The organism is Amycolatopsis coloradensis (assembly GCF_037997115.1).
In the GTDB taxonomy this organism is placed as follows: Bacteria; Actinomycetota; Actinomycetes; order Mycobacteriales; family Pseudonocardiaceae; genus Amycolatopsis; species Amycolatopsis coloradensis_A.
The window spans coordinates 4,198,529-4,219,025 of the sequence record NZ_CP150484.1; the positions used below are offsets into that span (position 1 = coordinate 4,198,529).

The window sequence follows — 20,497 nt, forward strand, 5'->3', positions numbered from 1 at the left end:
GGCTCCATTTCTCGTCATGCACCGAAAGTGGCCGGATCACTACTGTGTCCCCGCAGTTTAGGACGTCCTCGGTACGGTTCGGTTGCGCACCCGGGCGAGTGTGTGCAGCGGCGCGCACCAGGGCTGCGCGGACCAGGAGGGCGTGGCCCCCGTTTCGGGCAAAAGGAGCGCGGCGAGCTCGCCCGCCAGGCTCCGGTGCTGATCCTCGGTCAGATTTCGTTGGTGGGAAAGCAAATGGAGCAGTTCGGCCGCCGGTCCGGTTGGCAGCGCGCGGACGTTGTCGAGCAGCCACTGCGGGATCCAACGGGCCGTCAGCTCGTCGCCGACCTGGAGCAGCTGCTCGGCGACGCGGTCCGCGGGCGCGCCGGAGCCCGCCATGGTCGCGGCGATCTCCTGGTGCAGCACGGCGCGGATGGCGGGCGGGGTGTTCGCGGCGAACACCTCCCGCACCAGCGGGACACGGAACCGCAGCCGTTCTCCCTCGGTTTCCAGCACGCGCGCGGCGAGCGCCTCTTCGACCGCTCCGATGAGCGCCCGCAGCTCGCGGCCGGTGACACCCGTCAAGTCGGCGACCGTGAACGACGAGCCGAGCAGTGCCGCCGAGTTCAGCGTTCGCTTGCACAGCAAGGAAAGCGCGGCGAGATGATCTTCGACCACGGCGGCGAGCCTGCTGTGCGGCGTGACGTCGGGCTCGCGCCCGTCGGCGAATTCGGCGAACAGCTCGCACAGGTAGCCGACGTTCCCGGCGCTGTATCCGGCGGCGAACCCGAGGAAGTCCTCGCCCGGGTCCCTGGCCAAGGTTTCCTCGGCGAGCGCGGCGACGGCCGGGCCGTCGAACGGCGGCAGCGAGATGACGTCCCCGTCGAGCCGCGAGCGGAGGACTTCGAGGGTGCGGAGCCGGGGGAGAGGCCGCGCCGAGCCGATCAGCAGCAGTGGCAGGTGCGCGGTGAACCGGTGCAGCCGCTGCCAGGCGAGCAGGCTTTCCTCGTCGGCCCAGTGCAGGTCTTCGAAGACGAGCACCCACGGCCCGTCTTCGCACAGTTCGGTGACCGTTTTGCCGAGATCTTCGAGTGCTTCGCCGCCGAGGCTGTCGGCGATGAGGCTCAGCGGGACCGCGCCGGTCAGCTCGTCGGCTTCGACCCAGCGCGTGCGGCTCCTCGCGTCGGCGAGGGCCTCCGCCAGGAACGCGCTCTTGCCGCCGCCCGCCTCGCCGTCCAGCCAGATCGTCCCGCCGCGGCCTTCGTCCAGCAGCGCGGCCAGGTGACGGCGCACCCGGCGGAGTTCGAACTCCCGGCCGACGAAGGTGGACGGTCGTTCGGGCACGGCATGGGCCTGCCGATGCCGTGCCGGCCGGTCCTGCTGGTGCAGTGCCGGATCGTCGTCCAGGACCCGCTGCCGCAGGGCGAGCAGTTCCGGCCCGGGTTCGAGACCGGACTGCTCGATGATCGTCTCGCGGGCGCGGTCGAACGCGGCCAGCGCCTCCGCCTGCCTGCCGGACCGGAACAACGCGGTGATCAGCATCCGGTGCAGGCCTTCGCGCAACGGATGGCGCTCGACCAGCACCGCGAGCTCGCCCACGAGCTCGCGGTAGCCGCCAAGGCGCAGCGCGACCTCGGCCTGGCGTTCGAGCGCGCTCATCCGCAGCTCGTTCAGCCGGGCGCGCTGGGTCTCGGCGAACGGCCCTGGGATCCCGTCGAGCGCGGAACCCCGCCATTGCCCGAGCGCGGAGCGAAGCGATTCCAGCTCCCGTTCGTGCGAGCCGGCGAGCCGGTGCGCGCGGGCCCGCTCCAGCTCCGCTTCGAAGACATGGACGTCGACCTGCTGCTTCGGCAGGTCGAGGCTGTAGCCGGCACGGCTGGCGACGAGCGGTTCGCCCGCCGGCTCCAGCGCGCGGCGCAGCGCGGAGACGTAGGTGTACACGATGCCGGTGGCGCTGTCCGGGGGCCGCTCGCCCCAGACGGCGTCGATGATCTCCTTGCGGGAGACGAACTGGCCGGCACGCAGGGCGAGCGTGGCGAACACCGCCTGACGCTGGGCGGGACCCAGCGCGATCTCGCCTTCGCCGTGGCGGGCGGGGGAACCGCCCAGCAGCCGCACCGTCAGCGAGGAAACCTCGTCCATGACCTGCCGCCTGTGCGTCCGACTGCCGAAAAAGAGTGTCCTGCTCAGCGGAAAGCCTAGTGGCGGCGATGTGGGTTTCGCAATCAATCGGGCACTCACCGTGTGGGTTTCGGCCCTTGAGCCCGGATCATGCCGGTTCGTGGACAGTCGGATGTCCGTTCATGTGGGTTTCTGACCCCGTTCAGGCGAGGGGCGACCGGGCAAAGCCGGGCGTTCCCAGGGGCAGAATGTCCTCCGGCGCTGGTCGAAGGCATGCGCGGCTGTGCATGCTGTGACAGTGAGCCAGGATCAGGAACACTTCGCCGGCGATGTCCTGCTCAGCCTCGCCCGGAACGGCAGGCTGGTCCTCGACGCCGATGAGGCCGAAGCCCGCATCACCGAGCTTCGGCGGACGCTGGCCTTCGGCTACGCCCTCCTCGCCGACCCGGACTACACCGGACCCGAGGGCAGGCTCCGCGAGATCCTGGACGAGCTTCCCAAGTACGTCGAGGCGTTTCAGCAGGCCACGAAGTCCTTCACGCCTCGTTGAGAACTCGTGGAGACTTCGTGAAGAGCTTCTTCGCAGACTGTGTCCCATCCGACTGGGGCCGCGGACAAGCGGAGGGGACGAAGTGGACACGGAAACCCGACAGATCACCGTGGCGGTGCACGCGCCCGACCCGATCACCACTGCCGGCCTGGCCAGCCAGCTGGGCACGCAGCAGGGGATCGACATCAGGGACTGGGAGCGGCGCGCCGAGACCGACGTACTGGTGTTCGCCGCCGAATGCCTGACGCCGGAGATCGTGCTCTGGCTGCGGCGGCTCGCCGCCGAGGACGGCAAGCCCGTGGTGCTCGTGGTGAGCCAGATCAGCGAGGCGGAACTCGTGCCAGCCATCGAATGCCGGGTGGTGGCCGTCCTGCCGCGCTCGGCCACGACCGGCGAACGGCTGGCGCACGCCGTCCGCGCGGCGGCCACCGGCGGCGGGGTGCTCCCGCCGAGCCTGCTCGGCGAACTGCTCAAGCACGTCGAGCGGCTGCAACGCGAGGTGCTCGACCCGATGGGCGTCAACACCGCCGGGCTCACCACCCGGGAGATCGACGTCCTGCGGCTGATGGCCGAGGGCAAGGACACCGTCGAGATCGCCGGCGAGCTCAGCTACTCGGAACGCAGCGTGAAGCACATCATCCAGGGCATCACCGGACGGCTGAAGCTGCGCAACCGGCCGCACGCCGTCGCGTACGCGGTGCGGGCCGGGGTGATCTGACCGGAACCCGAACTCGCGTGTCTGGAGACGGAACTCGCGTGATCGGAGGCCGCACCGTGTCTTCCGGCTGAAAACACGCGAGATCCGGCTCCACGCACGTGTCTTACGCGCCGTGCCGGGCCAGGCGGTCGGTGACGACGGCCAGTTCGAGTGGCTGGTCGCGTTCGCGGGCCAGCCAGAGGCATTCACCGGCGGGCTCCTCGCCGAGGCAGGCCCGGACCAGATGGCGATGCAGTAACACCCGGCCCGTCGGCATCGCGGTGGCGAGGTCCTCCAGCGCGTCGAGCGCCTGCTTCGCCGATGCGCGGTCGTTCCTTCGCAACGCGAGCTCGGCGAGTTCGGCCCAGGCGATGTCCGTGCCGACGGCGAGTCCGCGGGTGGCCGCGTGCAGGCGCCGGACGGCGCGGTCGGTTTCGCCCGACGCGACGTCGACGCGGGCTTCCGCGATGTCGAGCAGATGCGCCAGCGTCGGCGCCGTGGCGCGGGCGGCGGCCAGCAATCCCCGTGCCTCGGTGGACCGTCCCTGCGACAGCAGGACCGACACGGTCGACAGGTGCGCCGCGGCAGAGCCGATGTCGTAGCCGCGCCGCGAACGGTCGGCGACGGAGCGGCGGGCGAACTCGATCGCGCGGGCGGGCCGGCCGCGCATGGCCGCGAGTATCGAACGATCGCTGTCACGCAGGCCGGTTTCGGGAAAGGCCTCGTCGGCGAGCAGTTTTTCCGCGCGTGCTCGTTCACCCAGCACCAGCAACGCGGTGACGTACGAGGTGACTTGGTCGTCCCGATGCCGCGGCACCGTCCTCAACGGCCACCGCTCGCGCTCGGTCAGATTCGCGCCGAACCGCGCGCAACGGCCGTCCCAGAGCTCGGCCAGGCCGCCGAAGAGTTCACCCAACATGGCGGAAACCGCCGATTCCGTGCGCCAGGAATCGTTTTCCGCCAACAGTTCGGCCGCTTCCGTCCACCGGTCCCGCAGACACAGCGCGATGGCGCTCGAGACCATCGAGCCGGTTTCCTGTACGGCGTCCACGTCCGCCATCGTGAGCCGGCCGGGCGTTCATGACGTGGTACCCGGCGGGGTCTGGCCCGTATGGACGCCGGGTCGGCCCGAAAGCCGCGACGGGTCAGGCCGCGAGTGGTCCGAAGACCAGGGTGCCCGGCGCCTCGGCGTCGTCACCTGCCCAGAACTCCAGCCACAGCGCGGCGAACTCGTCCCGGGACAGCATTCCGTCGCCATCGGAATCCAGCAGCGGGAAGGTGGCGTCGGTGTCGGCGGGGCGGCCGTTCCAGACCTCGATCAACTGGCGGTACTCCGCCGCGGAGATCAGGCCGTCCCCGTTCTCGTCGATCGCTTCGAACATCGCGTCGGCGGTCGCGGTCACGGCCTCGGGCATGTCCGGAAGCTTGTCCACCACCAGCAGGACCTCGTCCAGGGTCACCTTGTCGTCGCGGTTCAGATCCGAGGCCGCCAGCAACGTCGTCCACCAGCTCAGCATGATGCCGGTCAGGCGCCGCTCGTCACCCGGGCCGCGCAGCCGCGCCCAGCGCTCGGCCAACGCCTGGAAGTCTTGCTCCTGAAGGAAACCGTCGCCGTCGGCATCCATCGCGGCGAAGACGCCCGAGATCTTGCGCCGTTGCAAGTCGCTAGCCATGCGTCGGAACGATAGAACCGGGCACCGTAGAGGCACATCGGCCATTCAGGGGCCCGGTGAGCCACGATCGGGGGATGGCCGTTCACTCGTTACCGGAGGTCATTTCCGGTGAGCGCTTGGAGGATCTTGCCCAGCGCGGACTGCGCCACCGCCGAGGTGTACGGACCGACGGCGACCAAGGAGGCTATGAGCGCCGAGGCTTCGCCCGGCGTCAGAGAGATCGGCGGCAGCACGGGTCGTGCGTCGATGCCGTAGCCGCCGCGCGGCCCGCGGTGAATGGTGATGGGAACGCCCGCTTCGCGCAGACGGGCGATGTCGCGTTCCACGGTCCGCAGGCTCACCCCGGTGCCCTCCGCGAGCCTCGCGCCCGTCACCCGGCGCGGCGCCCGCACCCGCAGGAGCTCGATGATCGCGTGCTGTCGCTCGATCAGGGGCGCTGCCTGGTGCAGCTGGATCATTCCCGCGATTCCCCCGGAACCGACCGGCCGCTGGGGCATTTCCCGCTCTCCTCGACTTCGAATAACCGACCCGGCTTTGACGTCTATTGGATCTTAGGCTCGATTTTCCTTCCAGTGATCGGATTTCGATGCCTTCCTCTTTCTCGTTCCCCGGCGACTTCCGGCGCCTGTGGATCGGCCAGACGATCAGCGCGTTCGGCGACAAGGTTTCGCGGATCGCGTTGCCGACCGCCGCCTTGCTCGGGCTCGGCGGGACCGCATGGGACGTCGGACTGCTGGCCGCGCTGAGATTTCTGCCGTTCGTGCTGATCGGCACCCTGGCGGGGGTGTGGGTCGACCGGCTGCCGCTTCGCGAGACCATGATCGGGGCCGACGCCGGCAGGTTGGTGGCGATGGGGTCGATCCCGGTCGCCTACCTGCTCGACGTTCTCACCCTCGCCCAATTGTTCGTGGTCGCCGGCGTGGTCGGCGTCCTGACGGTCTTCTTCGAAATCGCCGTCCAATCCTATCTGCCGGTACTCGCCGGACCTGAGGGCATCGTGGCGGGGAACGAACGGCTGCAAACCTCTCGCGCGGTCGCCGAGGTCGGCGGTGCGGGCGCCGCGGGCGGGCTGATGCAGATCCTCGGCACCGCGCCGGCGATCCTGGCCGACGCCCTGTCCTTTCTCGCTTCGTTGCTGACACTGACGCTGATGCGCCACCGCGAGCCGCCCCCGGCGAGGGCCGGGAGGCCGCGATCGGCGTTGAGAGAGGCCAGGGAGGGCCTGGCGGTGCTGTTGTCGGACGCCCGGCTGCGCAATCTGATGTTCGCGAGCACGACGGTGAATCTCGGCGTGGCGACGGGGAACGCCCTAGTACTGGTCTTCGCCTACGGGGACGGAAAGCTGAGCCCGGGGGCCGTCGGTCTCGCGTTCGCGATCGGTACGGTCGGCCTGATCTTCGGTGCGGTGTCGTCCGGCGCGATCGCCCGCAGGATCACCCTCGGCCGGACGCTGGCCACCTCCATCCTGCTGACCGGATCGGGCTTCCTGCTGTTGCCGATCGGTGGAAACGAAGCCGCGTTGACCACGCTGATCGTGAGCCAGTTCCTCATCGGTTTCGCCGACTCGGTCTTCAACATCCACGTGCTCAGCCTGGTTCAGCGCATCACGCCACCGGAACTGATGGGCAGGGTCAACGGGACCGCGCTCTCCGTTGTCTTCGGCACCGGAACCCTGGGTGGCCTTGCCGCCGGCTTCGTCGGCACGGTCTTCGGCACGCTGCCCGGACTGGTGCTGTCGGCCGGGATCATCTGCTGTGGCGCGGTATTCGTCCTCGTGAACCCTTTGCGGAGGATTCGGGAAGGCGGACGCGTCGCACTCGGATCCGATGCCGTACCGCCCTGCGGCGAAAAGGGCTGAAAGTACGTATAACGACCTACCAGGCAATCCGGACCCGGCCTCGGTGAGCGGGTCATCGCGCTCCGCGGAGCGGTTCGCCCCTACCGGGGCCGTCGCGAACGGCCGGTGAACAGCGGATCCGCCGTTTCCGGAGGCGGAAGCGGGGTATCCGGAGGCGGCCGACAACGAAGGGAGGCCCTGATGAACGACAAGGCCGAGAACAAGGTCGAAGAGCTCAAAGGCAAGGCCAAGGAAGCCGCCGGGGACGCCACGGACAACGAGCAGTGGCAGGCCGAAGGCAAGACCGAGCAGGGTAAGGCCAACGTCAAGCAGGCCGGCGAGAAGATCAAGGACGCCGTAAAGGGTGTCCGGGACTGACCTACGGGCTGCCCAGCGCGTGAAGGCCCCCTTCCCTCGGCTCAGCGAAGGGAAGGGGTGATCCCGCCGGACCTGCGCCCGATGGTCCAGCTNGAAGGCCTCTTTCCCTCGGCTCAGCGAAGGGAAGGGGGCCTTCACGCGCCGGTGCTGCGGTACGGTCCGGATCATGGACTTCCGGGATTTCGACGGCATCAAGGTGCGGCGCCCTTCCGTCGAAGGCGACGGCCTTGACAGCGAACCCGCCGTCTTCCGGGGCGAGTTCGACTTCGACTCGGTCCGTCTCGACGGCGGCGACCAGGACGGAGTCCGTGGCGGCGGCGAGATCGCGCATTCCCTCGTCTCCGACGTGAGCCTGGCGAACGCGCGTCTCGACAGGTTGGCGCTCTCCGACGTGATCCTCGAAGGGGTCGACCTGTCGAACGCGGCGATCCGCGAGCTGACCGCGCGCCGGGTCGAAATCCTTCGCTGCCGGGCGATCGGGCTGGGGGTGGCGATCACGTCGGCCGTCGATCTCTACGTCGAGAACGCGCGGTTCGACTACGCGTCGGTGACGGTCGAGCGCGTGAAGGGTTCGGTCGTGTTCTCCGGCTGTTCGTTCCGGGAGACGGTGTTCTCCGGCGACCTGTCCCGGCTGACCTTTGTGGACTGTGAGTTCACGGAAACGGAATTCGCCGCGACCGGCGCGCTGGACTGCGATCTCCGCGGCTCGCGATTGTCCGGTGTCCGTGGGTTGGTGACCCTGCGCGGCGCGAAGATCACCGGCGAACAAGCCGTCTCGGTCGCGGGGATCCTGGCGACCGAGAGTGGATTGTCGGTCGTCGGATGACCCACGTCGTGCTGTTCCACTCGGTGCTGGGGTTACGGCAGGCGGAGCTGGACGCGGCGGAGCGGCTGCGCGGTTTCGCGCTGAAGGACCGGATCGGGTGGTCCACCGTCGCCACCCGCGCGCTCGACGCCGCCAGTGAACTGCCCGACGACACCGTGCTGGCCGGGATGTCGATGGGTGCCGTCGTGGCCGCCGGCCTGCTCCCGCACCGTCCCGCCACCGCCGGTGCCCTGCTGCTCCACGCCATCGCCGACATACCCGCGAAAGTCCGCCAGGGGCTGTCGATCCAGCTTCACGCGGCCGACCCGGACGACTTCGCGCCACCGGCCGCGCTCCCCGGCTGGCTCGACGCGGCGACCCGCTCCGGCGCCGACGCGCGAGTGTTCACGTACCCCGGAGCGGGCCACTTCTACACCGACAGCAGTCTGGCCGACCACCACGAAGGGGCGGCGACCCTGACCTGGCAACGGGTTCTGGAGTTCCTGGAGATTCAGCCCTCCGGGTAGAAGAGGAAGAGCGTGCACCCGGTCGCCGACGCGGGCACGTGCCACGAACCGGCCGGAGCGTGCAGGAAGGTCCCTGCCGGATAGTCGCGCGCACCGTCGTTGAAGGTGCCGGAGACGACGAACACCTCTTCGGGGCCCGGTTCGTGGACGTCGCGGTGCGGCCATGAGGTGCCGGGATCCATTTCCAGCACGTTGGCGTGCGCGCCGTCGGTTCCTGTCCACAGTGGACGAAGCCGGATCCCCGGGAACAGTTCGCGAACCGGGGATTCCTTGACGGGGACGGAAGTGTAGCCCTCTTGGGCGAGGATCTCGGGGTGCATGACTTCATCGTGCCGCGATCGCCCTGCCGCCGGACAGTGTCAGGGAAGACACCATGGGGTACTTTCCTGCCATGCATCGCGTGATGGCACTGGTGCGGCCCGTGCAGTCGACCTTCGAACTCGGGATCGCCGCCGAGGTCTTCGGCACGGAGCGCCCGGGGGTGCCGCGGTACTACGAATTCGACGTCTGCACGGAGAAACCCGGCCCGGTGCCCACCACGGCCGGGTACGCGATGTCCGTGACCCGGGGCCTGTCCGCGCTGGCCGGCGCCGACACGGTGCTCATCCCCGGCTGGTCGCCGGTGGAGGCACCCTTGACGGCCCCCGTGCGCAGGGCGCTCCTGCGCGCGCACGCCAGGGGAGCGCGGCTCGTCACGATCTGCTCCGGCGTTTTCGCGCTGGCCCGCACCGGACTGCTGGACGGCAGGGCGGCGACCACGCACTGGGCGCGTGCTTCCCAGCTGCGGGAAGAGTTCCCGCGGGTACGCGTGGAACCGGATGTGCTCTACGTGGACCACGGCGACGTCGCCACGAGTGCCGGGGCGGGCGCGGGAATCGATCTCTGCCTGCACCTCGTCCGGCGTGACCACGGGGCCGCGCACGCCGCCCTCGTCGCCCGGCACATGGTGATGCCGCCGCACCGCGACGGTGGTCAGGCGCAGTTCGTCCCGGCCCCGCCGCCCGGCGACGAACTGGACGGCCTCCTCGAGTGGGCGGGCGAACGCCTCGGGACACCGTTGTCGGTGGGCGATCTGGCCGCGCACCTGAATGTCTCGCCCCGCACGCTCGCCCGGCGTTTCGCCGACCAGTTGGGGACCACACCGGGGGCATGGCTGCTGACGCGGCGCGTGACCGAGGCGCGCACCCTGCTGGAGGAGACCGGCTTGCCGGTGGAGGTGATCGCGACCCGAGTCGGGTTGACGTCGGCCGTGAACCTCCGGCGGCGTTTCCGCGATCAGGTGGGCACGACGCCGGGCGCGTACCGGCGCGCCTTCCGGGGCTCGGTTTCGCCTTGAGCGGAACGGCGCACGCGCGCCCTGGCGGAATGTCACGATGATCGTATGGCGGACATCCTCCCTTTCCACCAGAAGCGTCCCGAACCGGAGCCGCTGTGGCGTGACGTGCTGGGCAAGAGCCTGCGCGCCGCGAGGGAGGACCAGGGCGGCCGCCTCGTCGACGTCGCGGAACGCGCCGGGATCTCGCCGCAGTACCTGTCCGAGATCGAACGCGGCCGCAAGGAACCGTCCAGCGAGATGATCGCCGCGGTCACCGGCGCGCTCGGGATCGACCTGGCGGATCTGCTCTTCGGTATCGCGGGCACGATCAGCCGTGGCGGCAGCACGGGTCTCGCGGTCGGCCGCCGTCCGCGAGGGCCCGTGCTCATGGCCGCCTAAGCTCGCTCGTCGAGAACGCGGTCCGCGAGCCCGTACGCGACCGCGCCCGCCGCGTCGAACACGCGGTCCCGGTCGGTGTCGTGCCGGAGATCGGAGACGGCGCGGCCGGTGTGCGCGGAAAGGATTTCCTCAAGCTGCGTCCGCACCCGCACGACCTCGTCGGCCTGGAGGATGAGGTCCGGGATGGTGCCGCGGCCCTGCGCGGCGGGCTGGTGCAGCACCACCCGGGTGTGGGGCAGCACGAACCGGCGCCCCGCCTCGCCCGCGGCCAGCAGGATCGCGCCCGCCGCGACGGCCTGGCCGACACAGGTCGTGGCCACCGGCGCCTTGATGAAGCGCATGGTGTCGTACAACGCGAGCATCGCCGACGGGTCGCCGCCCTCGGTGTTGATGTAGAGGTTGATCTCCTGCTCGGGGTTGTCCGCCTCCAGGTACAGCAGCTGGGTGATCAGCGCGTTGGCGACCCCGGAGTCGATCGCGGTGCCGAGGTAGATGATCCGCTCCGACAGCAGATGCGAGTAGACGTCCATGATCCGCTCGCCGGCGGGACTGCGGGAGATGACGTTGGGGATGGTGTAGGTGCTCACGCGCCCGCACCCCTTTCCGTGCCGAGGCCGAGTTTGTGCGTGCGGACGGGGACGACCTGGTCGAGGCTCTCGACGATGTGGTCGATGAAGCCGTATTCGCGCGCCTGCTCGGTGGTGAACCAGCGATCGTGGAGCGAGTCGGCGAAGATCCGGTCGATGGGCTGCCCGGTGTCGTCGGCGATGAGGCCGAGCACCGTGTCCCGCGTGTAGCGCAGGTCGTCCGCCTGCACCTCCACCTCGACGGCCGAACCGCCGATGCCCGCCGAACCCTGGTGCATCAGGATCCGGGCGTGCGGCAGGGCGAACCGTTTGCCCGGGGTGCCCGCGGAAAGCAGGAACTGCCCGGCACTGCACGCGAGTCCCAGCGCGAGGGTGGCGACGTCGCACGGTACGAGCCGCATCACGTCGCGGATGGCCAGCATCGAGGGGACCGAACCGCCCGGCGAATGGATCCACAACGCGATGTCCTTGCGCGGGTCCTCGCTCGCCAGTGACAGGAGCTGGGTGGTGAGGACCGTGCCGTTGTCGTCGTCGAGCGCGCCGTCGAGGACCAGTACACGCTGGCTGAAGAACCGTTCCCGGAGCCGTTGGTCGAAGAGTGGCTGTTTCTCGTAGTCGGTCATGCCCCGACCATGCCGCCGGGGCCCGGCCGTCCGCCGGTTTCTCCGCTGTGAGCGGATCAGCCCACAGCAGGGCGCCGGGCAGGGACGAACCAGACGGTGATGATCAGGAGGACGGTGAAGACGAGGGCGAGGATGTCGAGGGTGAGGCCCGGTTGCACGGCGAGGCCGAAGTACTCCCGTTCGTCGTCGACCGCGTTCAGCATCAGCACGGTGATCAGCGTCAGCCCGCCGGCGGCGCTGAGCATGACCTGCCCATGGCGGACCCTGGCGAACAGGAGACCGCCACCCGCCACCCACAGCGCGCCCGCGAGCACGATGCCGACGCGGGCGAGCAGCAGCGGCGGCCAGAGCAGGTCGAACAGGTAGTACGCACGGTGGATCATCATCGCGACGACGAGGACGTAGAAACCGAAGAGCATGCTCGCCACGCCGGCCAGGATCGCGGGCACCGAAGGCATGCTGAGCCCGGCGGAAGGCGGCCTCGGCACGGGGGTTTCGACCCCGCTCGCGGCCTGGGTCAGCAGCGGGAGCGCGTGATCCGGCAGCATGCGCGCCTGCGGTGCTTTCGCCAGCAGCCCGCGGAGGACGTCCGCGAGCGGCACGGTCGTCCGGGTGAAGGGCGGCTGCTCGTTGACGACGGCGTACAGCGTGGCCGCGACGTTCGCCCGCTGGAAGTAGTTCCCGCCTTCGCTCGCGCTGAGCAGGGTCACGCCGAGCGACCAGAGATCGGAGTGGGGAGTGGCTTCGTGCCCCGCGATCGTTTCGGGGGCGAGGAACGCGGGGGTGCCTGCCGGGTCGAGGACCTTGGCGATCCCGAAACCGGTCAGTTTCACCGTGCCGTCGGGAGCCACCAGGATGTTCGCGGGCCGCACGTCCCCGTGCACGACGCCCGCCGTATGCGCGGCGGCGAGCGTGTCGAGCACCTTTCCGCCGATTTCGGCCACGAACCGCGGGTGCATCGGACCCGATGAGGCCAGCTCCTCCAAGGTCCGTGCTTCCACCGGGTCCATCACGATGAACGCCGCCCCGTCCGCCACCACGACGTCGTGGACGGGCACCACCGCCGGGTGATCCACCGCGACACGGGCTTCGCGCCGGAGCCGCTCCACGAGGGCGGGCTCGGGAGTGGGAAGCGGCAGTTCCTTGATCGCGACCTGGCGGCCGTCCGGCCCGTCCTCGCCACGCCACAGCACGGCCTTCCCGTCGCGACCCAGCTCCTCGAGCAGGGTGTAGCGCTCGGCGATCGTGCGGGAAACTGCCGTCACAGTGGTTCTCCTCGAATCCTGAAGGGTCTTCGAGGGACGCTAACCAGCGTTCATGACAAAGCGATGAAATGGCCGTTCATCCATAAAGGTCGTACCCGGCTGGATATATTCACAGTCATGCTGACCTTGGCGGCCCTGGCCGACGACCCGGCTCTCGAACTGCGGGTGGTCGTCCCCGGCCGCGACGGGGCACTGGCCGAACAGGTGCTGTGGGTGCACAACACCGAGCTTCCCGACCCCGGGCCGTACGTGCGCGAACACGAGGTCGTGCTGACCAACGGCCTGTGGCTGGACCGCGTCGAGCCGGCGGAGTTCGTCGCGCGAGTGGCCGGCGCCGGAGCGGCGGGGATCATCTTCGGCCTGCGGGTGGAGCAACGCGACACTCCTCCGGAGCTCGCCGACGCCTGCCGGAAAGCCGGGTTGCCCCTGCTGGAGATCTCGGTGGCGGTGCCGTTCACGGCGGTCACCCGTGCCGCGGCGGCGATCCAGGCCACGGACCGGCAGAACGCTTTGCTGTCGCTGGTACGCCGAGGGGACGAGCTGACGTCGGCGCTGTCGCGAGGCGCGGGCGCGTCCGGGGTGCTCGCGGTCCTCCGTCGTGAGCACGAGCTTCCGCTGGCCGTCGTGGACCGGATGGGCCGGGAACTCGCGTCGGCCGGTGCCGGGCTGGACGCCGGGCAGTCGCGCGCCGCGGCGGAGGCGCTGGCCGGGCATCCACCGCGGTTGGAGGCGGATCTCGGCGCGGGGACGCGGGCGGCGTTGTTCCCGGTGGGCGCGATCGGCGACGCGGACGCCGCGCTGCTGTGCCTGCGGCCCGTGGCCGACCTGACGCGCGAGGAGCGGGACGCGCTGGAGCAGACCGCCCGCTACCTCAGCCTGGAGGTGGCCCGGCATCAGGCGGTGCAGGCGATCGAGATGCGGTTCGCCGTCGAACTGCTGGACATGGTGCTGTCCGGCGCGCAGCGCGCCGCGGAGGTGCCCGGCAGGCTGCGTGCCTTCGGCGTCGACCCGGACGGGCCGCTGGCGGTGATCGCGCTGGCGTTCGCCGGTGACGACGCCGCGACCCCGCCGGGGATGGCGGAGGCCGTGACGGACTTCCTGCTCGCGGACGGGCTGCCCGCGGTCGTGGCGGCGGGCAGCCAGGACGTCGTCGCGGTGCTGCCGTTCCGTTCGGGACGGCAGTCGCCCGCCGCCTTCGCGCCCCGGCTGGCGGCGGCGGTGTCGCACCGCCTCGCCGGAGGGCGCGTGGTCGTCGGGCTCGCCGATCCCGTGCCCGGCGCGGCCGAACTGCGGGTGCCGCTGTCACGCAGCCGCGAAGCCTGCCGCGCGCTCAGGGGCAGGCGTAGCGGCCCGGTCGCGGCGAGTTTCGCGGAGCTGGGCAGCTATCGCCTGCTGCTGGAGTCGCACGACGAGCAGTGGCGGCAGACCTTCGCCGACGCCCTGCTCGGCCCGCTGCGCGAGCACGACCGCGTCCGCGACGGCGACCTGGAGACGACCCTGCGGGCGTTCCTCGACCACGACGGCCAGTGGGCGGCCACCGCCGCGGCGCTGTACGTGCACGTCAACACGTTGCGCAACCGGCTGGCCAAGGTCACCGAGCTGACCGGCCGCGACGTCGGCCGGACCGCGGACCGGGTCGACCTGTTCCTGGCGCTGGAGGCGGCTCAGTCCGGGTAGACCGCCGGGTCGATTTCGAGGCGCCGCAAGGGTTCCGCGGGTAAGGCGGGGTCGGCCAGCGCCGCGGTGGCCACGTCTCGGCACCGGGCGAACCGGACGTCGCCGAGGCCGAGCCCGAACTCGATGAGCGAGCGCACCGCCGCGAGCCGTCCCGGCCTGCCCGAAAGGAACGGGTGCAGGCACAGGTTGAACAGGCATCGGTAGCGGCGCATCGCGTCCAGCTCCGCGCGCCACATCTCCAGCACCCGCACCGGGGACGTGATCACCGAGCCCACTTGCGGCGCGGGAAGGAACGCGTACTGCTCCCAGTCGTCGAGCGACCAGTGCACCGGCAGCTCCGCGATCCGGCCGGCCCCGGTGTCGATCAGGTACGGCCGGTCGTCGGCCATCAGCGAGGAGTCGTAGCTCAGCCCGTGCTCGGCCACCAGTGCCGGAGTGTCCCAAGTGGACTCCCAGCCCGCCGCGCGATGTCCGCTGATCTCGATGCCTTGTGCCGCGAAGACCGCCATGCCCCGCTCGAAATCGGCGCGTTGCTCGGCGGCGGTCATCGTGGTCGGCGGACGGTGGCTGTAGGAGTGGTGGGCCACCTCGTGCCCGCGTTCCACGATCGTGGCGGCGAGGCCGGGTCGCTGTTCGGCGACCCAGCCCGGCACGAAGAACGTCGCGGGCACGGCGAGTTCGTCGAGCAGGTCGAGGATGCGCGGCACCCCGACCCGGGGTCCGTACGCCTGATGGGACATGGTCGAGAGGTGACCGGCGTAGCCCCGTCCTCGCGCGAGGATCGGGGACTCCGCGTCCACGTCGAAGGTCAGGGTCGCCACCGCGGCCGCGCCGCCGTGCCAGCTGGGTTCCGTCACGCTTGCCGACTCTCCCGCCAGCGGCGCGCGTTCGCCACCGTGACCGTCGGGGAGACCATCGCCCGGTCGAATTCGGCCAGGGGTTCCGCCGCGGCGACGCGGGCGGGCAGATCGGGGTTGGCCAGCGCGCCGTGCCCGAGTGAGAGCAGGTCCGCGTGCCCGCCGGTGAGCACCTCCTGCGCCTGCGTGAGGTCGTGCATCCCGCCGTTGGCGATCACCGGCAGCCCGGTGACCTGCCGGGCGAGGGCGGTGATGGTGCCGCCGTCGGCCAGCTTCGCCGTCTCGAGCCAGTTCCGGCCCTCGCTGGCGATGTGGAGGTACTGCGCGCCGGCCTCGGCGACCGCGGCGAAGATCACCTCGGCGTCGTCGCGGCCCCCGGGCCAGCGGTAGGTGAAATCGTTGACCTTCGTCTGCGACAGCCGCACCCCGGTCACCAGTTCCGGCACCGACTCCGCGACGGCGGTCACGACGCGGGCGGTCAGCCGGATCCGGTTCGCGACCGGTCCGCCGTAGGAGTCGGTGCGCCGATTGGTGTAGTCGGTGAGGAACTGGTCGAGGAGGTACCCGTTCGCCGCGTGCACCTCGACGCCGTCGAACCCGGCCTGACGGGCCCGCACGGCCGCGGCAGCGAAACCGTCGACGACGTCGTCGATCTCGGCGGTGGTGAGTTCGCGGGGGACCGGCCACGGCCCGGAGCCGCCGTACGCGCGCATCATCTCCCCTCGCGGCTGGACGGCCGAAGGAGCGACGGTGTGGTCCTGGTGCGGATTGCCCTGGGAGATCGCCCCGGCATGCATGAGCTGGGCGATCATCCGGCCACCCGCCGCGCGGACTCCGGCGGTGACGACTCGCCAGCCCGCGACGTGCTCGTCCCGCGCGAGGCCCGGCTGGTTGAGGTAGCCCTGGCTGGCCGCGGTGTCGGGGTAGGTGCCCTCGCTGAATACGAGCCCGAAGCCGCCGCGGGCGAATTCGGCGTAGTAGTCGGCCATCTCGCCGGTCGGGGTGCCGTCGGGGCCGGCCGAGACGCGGGACATCGGGGCGACGGCGTAGCGGTTGCGCAGGGTGAGGCCGCCGAGTGCGATCGGCGCCAGCGCGGGGTGTTCGACGGTGGTCGTCATGACCGGGTTCCTCCATTGTGGACGGTTTCGATGGCGAGCGGGGAGAGTCCGGCGTCGCTGATGCGCACCAGATCCTGCGGGCAGGCGGAGACCACGACGACGCAGTCCATCTCGGCGCGCAGGGTCACCGCGTCGCCGGGACGCGAGTTCGCGGTCAGCCACGTCAGCCGCCCGCCCTCGCCGACCGGGACGCGCATGAAGACGTTGATCGGCTGCGGCGTCGGGCCCGTGAAGCCGAGGCCTTCGTCCGCCAGCGCCTCACGCAGGTTCGCGGCGCAGGACCGGTGGCCCGGAGCGCCCAGCGCCGCGTACCGGGCTGGGTCGCACGCCGGGATGAGCATGTCGTGCTCGCCGGGTGAGGTGTCGTCGATCAGCGTCAGGATCGGGCGGCGCAGGTCGGTCACGAAGGACTCGCCGACGGCGGGGAACAACCTGTCGATCCCGGCGCGGGTGTGCGCCGCGCTGTGGTGCTCGGACAGCTCGGTCCCGTTGCCTGCGAACGCGAACACGTCGCCGACCTGACCGCCGTCGACGTCGATCACCCGCACCAGATCCCCCGCGGTTACCCGGACGGCCTTGGCGGTCCCCGGTGACACTTCCGTTCTGCTCATGCCACCAGCAAACAGGGGCGGGCCGATGGCTCGCCATGGAGGAGTCTCCATGATCGAGCAGCATGACTGGAGGAGTCTCCAGGAGTGCGTCGGTATGAACTGGTTCGACTCGCCGATGATCACGCTGATGATCGGTGGCGGTGCCGGCCTGATGGTGCTGTTCATGATCAATGAATGGTTCCACCCCTTGCCGTTCTTCAAGCTGCAGCTGCTGGCCAACCGCAATCTCAGCTACTCGCTGGTGACGCTGGGCGGCGTGCTGTTCGTGCTGCTGGCGGTGATCTCCATCCCGTCCGGTTTCCTGGCCAGCGTGCAGGGCTACCGGCCGTTGCAGACCGCACCGATGCTGCTGTGGGTGGCGTTGCCGCAGGTGATCGCGCTGCCGCTGGTGGCGGCGCTGCTGAACATCCGCGCGGTGGACTGCCGCTGGGTGCAGGCCACAGGCCTGGCGATGCTGGCCCTGGCCTGCTGGCTGGGCTCGCACCTGGACGTGGCCTGGATCCGCGACAACTTCCTGTGGGTGCAGCTGCTGCAGGTGTTCGCACAACCCATGGNAAGGCCTCCTTCACTACCTTCAGGGTAGGCAAGGAGGCCTTCACTACCTGACCCACGATCAGCCGCAGCCAAATCCAGCAGGCACCCAAGACGCTCTTGGCCCTGACCCCAATCGCCGCTCACGACCAGCTGTACCGATGCTGAGTCACTGGTCGACTACGCTTTGATACTTTCGATTTTGACCATTTTCACGGTGCGGGGTTAGTGTTCGGCGATGGAAGACGTGGACGCGGCCGGACTGGACTTCTGGTCGTTCGTGGCGCTGGCGAACCGGCGGCTCGCGCATGAGTACGGCTTCCGGCACCAGCTGGCGACCGAGGTCCTGCTGACCCTGAATCGTGCCTCCGACCTGGTGACTTACGATCTCGAAGCCGCGGTGCACCGGCCGCGCGGGCGGTCGTGGTCGGCGTTCCGGCTGCTGTTCGTGGTCTGGCTCGCCGGGCCGCTCGAACCGACCAGCGCGGCCCGGCTGACCGGGATGAGTCGGGCGGCGGTGTCGAATCTGGTCAAGACGCTGGTCGCGGAGGGGATGCTCCACCGCGTCCCGGACGAACGGGACGGCCGTTCGGTGCAGTTGTCGCTGACCGAGGCGGGGCACGAGGAGATGGTCTCGGTGTTCCGCGAGCACAACGAGCGCGAATTCGGCTGGACGAACGCGCTGACCGAGACCGAACAGCGCATCCTCGTCATGCTGCTGGGCAAGCTGATCACGAGTCGCGCCGAGTTCGGCACCCGGAGCCGCAAGTAGGCCGAAGGACGCTTTCCCCGCATGTCACGGGAGGAAAGCGCCCTTCACCGCGTCGCATGCGGGGAAAGTCCCCTTCAGCACCTTCCCGTCGCCCGGAAGACCGGACTACGCTGCCCGATGGATAGTAAAAGCGTGAACTAAATCGGCCAGGAGGAGACCATGGTGGACGGCGGACGGATTCCCGCGCTCTTCGCCGGGCTGTGCGACGACGCCGCGGTGTTCCCGCCCGGGCTGGCCCCGCTACCGGACGCCGTCGCGGCGCACGACGAGCACGTCTCCGCCTGGTACGCCGGCCTCGTCGGCCCGCTCGTCATCGCCGCCACCGCGCTCGGCGACCTCGCCGAAGTGCTGGGAGACCGGGCGGCCCCGCTGCCGGTCTCGGTGACCCTGCCCGGCGGGCCCGCGCAGCTCGACGGCGTACTCGACGCCGTGGAGAAGCTCCCGGTGAAACTCGACGCGCTTGAGATCGCCGTCCCGGACGGGATGGGCCCGGACGAGGTGCTCGCCGCGCTTTCCCGTGCCACCGCACCGGTCTTCGTCGAGATCCCGCGCGACGAGCGACGTGTCCCGCTGCTGACCGCCCTTTCCGGCACCGGTCACCACGCGAAGTTCCGCACCGGTGGCGTCCGGGCCGACCTGTACCCCGGCGAAGCGGAGCTCGCCGCGTCGGTGCGGGCAGCCGCCGGGGCGGGCGTTCCGTTCAAGGCCACCGCCGGGTTGCACCACGCCCTTCGCAACACCGATCCCGAGACCGGCTTCGAACAGCACGGCTTCCTCAACCTGATGCTCGCCACCGACGCCGTCCTCACCGATGGCGACGCCGAAGCCGTTCTCGCCGAACGAGACGGCGCTGTCATCGCCGGACGGCTGCGGGAGCTGCACGCGGATCGCGTCACCGCCCTCCGCGCGGCTTTCACGTCGTTCGGCACCTGCAGCATCACCGACCCCCTGACCGAACTGGCCGGACTCGGCCTGCTCGAGGCGCCCCGAGGAGAGGCATGACCACGATCGACATCCCCGCAGGCTCGCTGTTCGGGATCGACAACCTGCCGTACGGCGTGTTCTCCGTCGACAGCGATTCCCCGCGCGTCGGCGTGCGCGTCGGCGACTCCGTTCTCGACCTGGCCGCGGCGCTCGGCGACGACGTGTTCGCCGCGCCGACCCTGAACCCGTTCATGGCGCAGGGATACGACCGCTGGGTGGCGGTCCGGGAGCGGATCCGCGACCTGGTCACCGGCGAGGTCCCCGACGGCGCGGTCCACCCCGTCGAACGGGTGACCCTGCACCTGCCGATCGAGGTCGCGGACTACGTCGACTTCTACGCCTCCGAACACCACGCCTCGAACGTCGGCAGGCTCTTCCGCCCCGACGCGGAACCGTTGCTGCCCAACTGGAAGCACCTCCCGGTCGGCTACCACGGGCGGTCCGGCACCGTCCTGGTCTCCGGTACGGACATCGTGCGCCCGAGCGGTCAGCGCAAGGCCCCGGCCGAAGCGGCGCCGGTGTTCGGGCCGAGCACGCGGCTGGACATCGAGGCCGAGATGGGCTTCATCGTCGGCACCGGAACCCCGCTGAACACCCCGATCACCCCGGATTCCTTCCCCCGCCACGTTTTCGGCGCGGTCCTGCTCAACGACTGGTCGGCCCGCGACATCCAGGCGTGGGAATACGTCCCGCTGGGCCCGCACCTCGGCAAGAGCTTCGCGACGTCGATCTCTCCTTGGGTCGTGCCGATCCTGGCGCTGGAGGCCGCGCGGATCCCGCTGCCCGGCCAGACGGACCCGGAGCCGCTGCCGTACCTGCGGGAAAGCGACGCGTGGGGGCTCGACATCGACCTCGTCATCGAATGGAACGGCGAGGAGGTCAGCCGCCCGCCGTTCCGCGAGATGTACTGGTCGCCCGCCCAGATGCTCGCGCACCTGACGGTCAACGGCGCCTCCTCGCGCACGGGCGACCTGTACGGCTCCGGCACGATCTCCGGACCGGAGAAGCACCAGCGCGGCGCGTTCCTCGAATTGTCCTGGGGCGGCAAGGAACCGCTCACGGTCAAGGGAGAGGAGCGCACCTTCCTGCTGGACGGCGACGAGGTCGTGATCACCGGCACCGCGCCCGGCGCGAACGGCTCGCGGATCGGGTTCGGCGAGGTGCGGGGACGCGTCCTGCCTGCCCTGTGAC

General features: G+C 70.3%; 23 protein-coding genes. 12 read left to right on the plus strand and 11 right to left on the minus strand.

What is annotated here, in order from left to right; all coding sequences use genetic code 11:
* Positions 1 to 57 precede the first annotated feature (57 nt).
* Positions 58 to 2,121 carry a BTAD domain-containing putative transcriptional regulator gene (locus LCL61_RS19695; RefSeq protein WP_340688192.1) on the minus strand — a complete coding sequence of 688 codons (2,064 nt, stop codon included), beginning with the start codon at positions 2,119 to 2,121 and terminating at the stop codon, positions 58 to 60.
* 277 nt (positions 2,122 to 2,398) lie between these two features.
* Between LCL61_RS19695 and LCL61_RS19700 the strand changes: the two genes are divergently transcribed.
* Together LCL61_RS19700 and LCL61_RS19705 are read left to right on the plus strand one after the other, a co-directional pair.
* Entirely contained in the window at positions 2,399 to 2,650 is a 252-nt protein-coding gene (locus tag LCL61_RS19700; RefSeq protein ID WP_340688193.1) for a hypothetical protein, read from the plus strand.
* Between the two features lie 82 nt (positions 2,651 to 2,732).
* Positions 2,733 to 3,368 carry a response regulator transcription factor gene (locus LCL61_RS19705; RefSeq protein ID WP_340688194.1) on the plus strand — a complete coding sequence of 212 codons (636 nt, stop codon included), beginning with the start codon at positions 2,733 to 2,735 and terminating at the stop codon, positions 3,366 to 3,368.
* A gap of 103 nt (positions 3,369 to 3,471) precedes the next feature.
* Here LCL61_RS19705 and LCL61_RS19710 read toward each other — a convergent pair whose 3' ends face one another.
* The 3 genes from LCL61_RS19710 to LCL61_RS19720 all read right to left on the minus strand — a co-directional run bounded on the left by LCL61_RS19710 (position 3,472) and on the right by LCL61_RS19720 (position 5,517).
* A complete protein-coding gene (locus LCL61_RS19710; RefSeq protein ID WP_340688195.1) occupies positions 3,472 to 4,398 on the minus strand; it encodes a hypothetical protein in 927 nt (308 codons plus the stop codon).
* A 94-nt stretch (positions 4,399 to 4,492) separates the two neighbouring features.
* Entirely contained in the window at positions 4,493 to 5,020 is a 528-nt protein-coding gene (locus tag LCL61_RS19715) for an EF-hand domain-containing protein (protein WP_340688196.1), read from the minus strand.
* An 89-nt stretch (positions 5,021 to 5,109) separates the two neighbouring features.
* Complete coding sequence (locus LCL61_RS19720; RefSeq protein WP_340688197.1) at positions 5,110 to 5,517, minus strand: helix-turn-helix transcriptional regulator; 408 nt, start codon at positions 5,515 to 5,517, stop codon at positions 5,110 to 5,112.
* A gap of 89 nt (positions 5,518 to 5,606) precedes the next feature.
* On the opposite strand from LCL61_RS19720, the gene LCL61_RS19725 reads away from it, so the two are divergent.
* The 4 genes from LCL61_RS19725 (at position 5,607) to LCL61_RS19740 (ending at position 8,567) form a co-directional block, all read left to right on the plus strand.
* Positions 5,607 to 6,878, plus strand: a complete 1,272-nt coding sequence (locus LCL61_RS19725; protein WP_340688198.1) for an MFS transporter — start codon at positions 5,607 to 5,609, stop codon at positions 6,876 to 6,878.
* Between the two features lie 180 nt (positions 6,879 to 7,058).
* Complete coding sequence (locus LCL61_RS19730) at positions 7,059 to 7,235, plus strand: CsbD family protein (protein ID WP_340688199.1); 177 nt, start codon at positions 7,059 to 7,061, stop codon at positions 7,233 to 7,235.
* Between the two features lie 166 nt (positions 7,236 to 7,401).
* Positions 7,402 to 8,061 carry a pentapeptide repeat-containing protein gene (locus LCL61_RS19735; protein WP_340688200.1) on the plus strand — a complete coding sequence of 220 codons (660 nt, stop codon included), beginning with the start codon at positions 7,402 to 7,404 and terminating at the stop codon, positions 8,059 to 8,061.
* Positions 8,058 to 8,567 carry a dienelactone hydrolase family protein gene (locus LCL61_RS19740; protein WP_340688201.1) on the plus strand — a complete coding sequence of 170 codons (510 nt, stop codon included), beginning with the start codon at positions 8,058 to 8,060 and terminating at the stop codon, positions 8,565 to 8,567. Before LCL61_RS19735 ends, LCL61_RS19740 begins: the two co-directional genes overlap by 4 nt.
* On the opposite strand, the gene LCL61_RS19745 is transcribed toward LCL61_RS19740, so the two are convergent.
* Entirely contained in the window at positions 8,552 to 8,887 is a 336-nt protein-coding gene (locus LCL61_RS19745) for a cupin domain-containing protein (RefSeq protein ID WP_340688202.1), read from the minus strand. The two genes, LCL61_RS19740 and LCL61_RS19745, sit on opposite strands and share 16 nt — an antisense overlap.
* A 71-nt stretch (positions 8,888 to 8,958) precedes the next feature.
* On the opposite strand from LCL61_RS19745, the gene LCL61_RS19750 reads away from it, so the two are divergent.
* Both LCL61_RS19750 and LCL61_RS19755 read left to right on the plus strand, forming a co-directional pair.
* Complete coding sequence (locus LCL61_RS19750) at positions 8,959 to 9,903, plus strand: GlxA family transcriptional regulator (protein ID WP_340688203.1); 945 nt, start codon at positions 8,959 to 8,961, stop codon at positions 9,901 to 9,903.
* Positions 9,904 to 9,948: 45 nt separating this feature from the next.
* On the plus strand, positions 9,949 to 10,281 hold the full coding sequence (locus LCL61_RS19755; RefSeq protein WP_125682088.1) for a helix-turn-helix domain-containing protein: 333 nt from the start codon (positions 9,949 to 9,951) through the stop codon (positions 10,279 to 10,281).
* On the opposite strand, the gene LCL61_RS19760 is transcribed toward LCL61_RS19755, so the two are convergent.
* Genes LCL61_RS19760 through LCL61_RS19770 form a run of 3 tightly spaced genes read right to left on the minus strand, consistent with a single transcriptional unit; the run spans position 10,278 to position 12,756 of the window.
* Positions 10,278 to 10,868: a ClpP family protease gene (locus LCL61_RS19760; protein WP_340688204.1), complete on the minus strand. Its 591-nt coding sequence runs from the start codon at positions 10,866 to 10,868 to the stop codon at positions 10,278 to 10,280. The genes LCL61_RS19755 and LCL61_RS19760 overlap by 4 nt on opposite strands.
* A complete protein-coding gene (locus tag LCL61_RS19765; protein ID WP_340688205.1) occupies positions 10,865 to 11,491 on the minus strand; it encodes a ClpP family protease in 627 nt (208 codons plus the stop codon). Before LCL61_RS19765 ends, LCL61_RS19760 begins: the two co-directional genes overlap by 4 nt.
* 56 nt (positions 11,492 to 11,547) lie before the next feature.
* On the minus strand, positions 11,548 to 12,756 hold the full coding sequence (locus LCL61_RS19770; RefSeq protein ID WP_340688206.1) for a serine/threonine-protein kinase: 1,209 nt from the start codon (positions 12,754 to 12,756) through the stop codon (positions 11,548 to 11,550).
* A gap of 117 nt (positions 12,757 to 12,873) precedes the next feature.
* Between LCL61_RS19770 and LCL61_RS19775 the strand changes: the two genes are divergently transcribed.
* Complete coding sequence (locus LCL61_RS19775; RefSeq protein ID WP_340688207.1) at positions 12,874 to 14,433, plus strand: helix-turn-helix domain-containing protein; 1,560 nt, start codon at positions 12,874 to 12,876, stop codon at positions 14,431 to 14,433.
* On the opposite strand, the gene LCL61_RS19780 is transcribed toward LCL61_RS19775, so the two are convergent.
* The 3 genes from LCL61_RS19780 to LCL61_RS19790 are packed head-to-tail and all read right to left on the minus strand — an operon-like array spanning position 14,421 to position 17,019.
* Positions 14,421 to 15,290, minus strand: a complete 870-nt coding sequence (locus LCL61_RS19780) for a polysaccharide deacetylase (protein WP_340688208.1) — start codon at positions 15,288 to 15,290, stop codon at positions 14,421 to 14,423. The genes LCL61_RS19775 and LCL61_RS19780 overlap by 13 nt on opposite strands.
* On the minus strand, positions 15,287 to 16,408 hold the full coding sequence (locus LCL61_RS19785) for an NADH:flavin oxidoreductase (RefSeq protein WP_340688209.1): 1,122 nt from the start codon (positions 16,406 to 16,408) through the stop codon (positions 15,287 to 15,289). Before LCL61_RS19785 ends, LCL61_RS19780 begins: the two co-directional genes overlap by 4 nt.
* Positions 16,405 to 17,019, minus strand: a complete 615-nt coding sequence (locus tag LCL61_RS19790) for an urea carboxylase-associated family protein (protein ID WP_340688210.1) — start codon at positions 17,017 to 17,019, stop codon at positions 16,405 to 16,407. The genes LCL61_RS19785 and LCL61_RS19790 overlap by 4 nt, the downstream gene beginning before the upstream one ends.
* 769 nt (positions 17,020 to 17,788) lie before the next feature.
* On the opposite strand from LCL61_RS19790, the gene LCL61_RS19795 reads away from it, so the two are divergent.
* The 3 genes from LCL61_RS19795 to fahA all read left to right on the plus strand — a co-directional run bounded on the left by LCL61_RS19795 (position 17,789) and on the right by fahA (position 20,496).
* On the plus strand, positions 17,789 to 18,322 hold the full coding sequence (locus LCL61_RS19795; RefSeq protein WP_340688211.1) for a MarR family winged helix-turn-helix transcriptional regulator: 534 nt from the start codon (positions 17,789 to 17,791) through the stop codon (positions 18,320 to 18,322).
* A 159-nt stretch (positions 18,323 to 18,481) separates the two neighbouring features.
* Positions 18,482 to 19,324, plus strand: coding sequence for a hypothetical protein (locus LCL61_RS19800; protein ID WP_340688212.1), 843 nt, complete (start codon positions 18,482 to 18,484; stop codon positions 19,322 to 19,324).
* Positions 19,321 to 20,496, plus strand: a complete 1,176-nt coding sequence (fahA, locus tag LCL61_RS19805) for a fumarylacetoacetase (protein ID WP_340688213.1) — start codon at positions 19,321 to 19,323, stop codon at positions 20,494 to 20,496. Before LCL61_RS19800 ends, fahA begins: the two co-directional genes overlap by 4 nt.
* Position 20,497 lies beyond the last annotated feature (1 nt).